This window comes from Photobacterium sp. SKA34 (assembly GCF_000153325.1).
Classification (GTDB): Bacteria; Pseudomonadota; Gammaproteobacteria; order Enterobacterales; family Vibrionaceae; genus Photobacterium.
Map to the genome: position 1 here is coordinate 1 of NZ_AAOU01000083.1, position 1722 is coordinate 1722.

Annotated in this window: 5 tRNA genes and 2 rRNA genes; all 7 read right to left on the reverse strand. The window is 48.3% G+C overall.

Annotation, left to right across the window (positions count from 1 at the left end):
• Positions 1-595, reverse strand: a 23S ribosomal RNA gene (locus tag SKA34_RS01275); the annotation flags it as partial.
• 276 nt (positions 596-871) lie between these two features.
• Positions 872-947 (reverse strand) — tRNA-Glu (locus SKA34_RS01280).
• A 2-nt stretch (positions 948-949) separates the two neighbouring features.
• Positions 950-1025, reverse strand: a tRNA-Ala gene (locus SKA34_RS01285).
• A 39-nt stretch (positions 1026-1064) separates the two neighbouring features.
• Positions 1065-1140, reverse strand: a tRNA-Val gene (locus SKA34_RS01290).
• Between the two features lie 31 nt (positions 1141-1171).
• Positions 1172-1247 (reverse strand) — tRNA-Lys (locus SKA34_RS01295).
• A gap of 2 nt (positions 1248-1249) precedes the next feature.
• Positions 1250-1325: transfer RNA gene (locus SKA34_RS01300), tRNA-Glu, on the reverse strand.
• A gap of 99 nt (positions 1326-1424) precedes the next feature.
• Positions 1425-1722: ribosomal RNA gene (locus SKA34_RS01305) — 16S ribosomal RNA — on the reverse strand; the annotation flags it as partial.

Consider the following 1722-nt stretch of genomic DNA (forward strand, 5'->3'; position numbering starts at 1 on the left):
TAACCTTGCTACTAAAATTAAGTCGCTGACCCATTATACAAAAGGTACGCAGTCACCTAACAAGTAGGCTCCTACTGCTTGTAAGTACACGGTTTCAGGTTCTATTTCACTCCCCTCACAGGGGTTCTTTTCGCCTTTCCCTCACGGTACTGGTTCACTATCGGTCAGTCAGGAGTATTTAGCCTTGGAGGATGGTCCCCCCATATTCAAACAGGATATCACGTGTCCCGTCCTACTCGTTTTCACTGATAATGCGTTGTCGGTTACGGGGCTATCACCCTGTATCGCAGAACTTTCCAGAACTTTCACCTAACGCAGAACTAGCTTAAGGGCTAATCCGGTTTCGCTCGCCGCTACTACCGGAATCTCGGTTGATTTCTCTTCCTCGGGGTACTTAGATGTTTCAGTTCCCCCGGTTCGCCTCGTGCTGCTATGTATTCACAACACGATACGTGCTTATGCACGTGGGTTTCCCCATTCGGAAATCCCAGAGTCACCGGTTTTTACTACCTTCTCTGGGCTTATCGCAAGTTAATACGTCCTTCATCGCCTCTGACTGCCAAGGCATCCACCGTGTACGCTTAGTCACTTAACCATACAACCCCAAGAGGTTTCGTATGTTCAAACAACCAAGGTTTGTGTTCAACACTTCGATCAAGAAAGTATTAAACGTTGGTTTTTCGCCGGACTCAATACAAGACACTTGAATGTGTATTGTTTGAGAACTCGTTTTTATCTAAAGATAAAAACATTTTTTAAAATCAATCTATTCGATTGAATTTACTAGTCAGCTTTCCAGATTGTTAAAGAGCATTGTGTTTCTACTTAAAGATCCACTTTCTAATCACACTCAAAGAGTGTCTTTAGAGAGTGGCGTCCCGTAGGGGAGTCGAACCCCTGTTACCGCCGTGAAAGGGCGGTGTCCTAGGCCTCTAGACGAACGGGACATTGGTGGAGCTATGCGGGATCGAACCGCAGACCTCCTGCGTGCAAGGCAGGCGCTCTCCCAGCTGAGCTATAACCCCATTTTTACTTCATTACGAAGTTCTCTAGAAAGAGAAAGTTGGTGGGCGATACCGGGCTCGAACCAGTGACCCCCTCCTTGTAAGGGAGGTGCTCTCCCAACTGAGCTAATCGCCCACGATAGTTTTAATTCCTTCGTGAGAAAGAATGGTGGGTCGTGCAGGATTCGAACCTGCGACCAATTGATTAAAAGTCAACTGCTCTACCAACTGAGCTAACGACCCATTGGCGTCCCGTAGGGGAGTCGAACCCCTGTTACCGCCGTGAAAGGGCGGTGTCCTAGGCCTCTAGACGAACGGGACAATGTTCATACTTAATGTTGTTGGGCAACATTAAGTGGCTCTCTTACATTTTAACCAAGCAATCTGTGTGGACACTGCATTAAACAGCAAGTCTTTAGGTAAGGAGGTGATCCAGCCCCAGGTTCCCCTAGGGCTACCTTGTTACGACTTCACCCCAGTCATGAACCACACCGTGGTAAACGCCCTCCCGAAGGTTAAGCTATCTACTTCTGGTGCAGCCCACTCCCATGGTGTGACGGGCGGTGTGTACAAGGCCCGGGAACGTATTCACCGTGACATTCTGATTCACGATTACTAGCGATTCCGACTTCATGGAGTCGAGTTGCAGACTCCAATCCGGACTACGACGTACTTTCTGGGATTCGCTCACTATCGCTAGTTGGCAGCCCTCTGTATA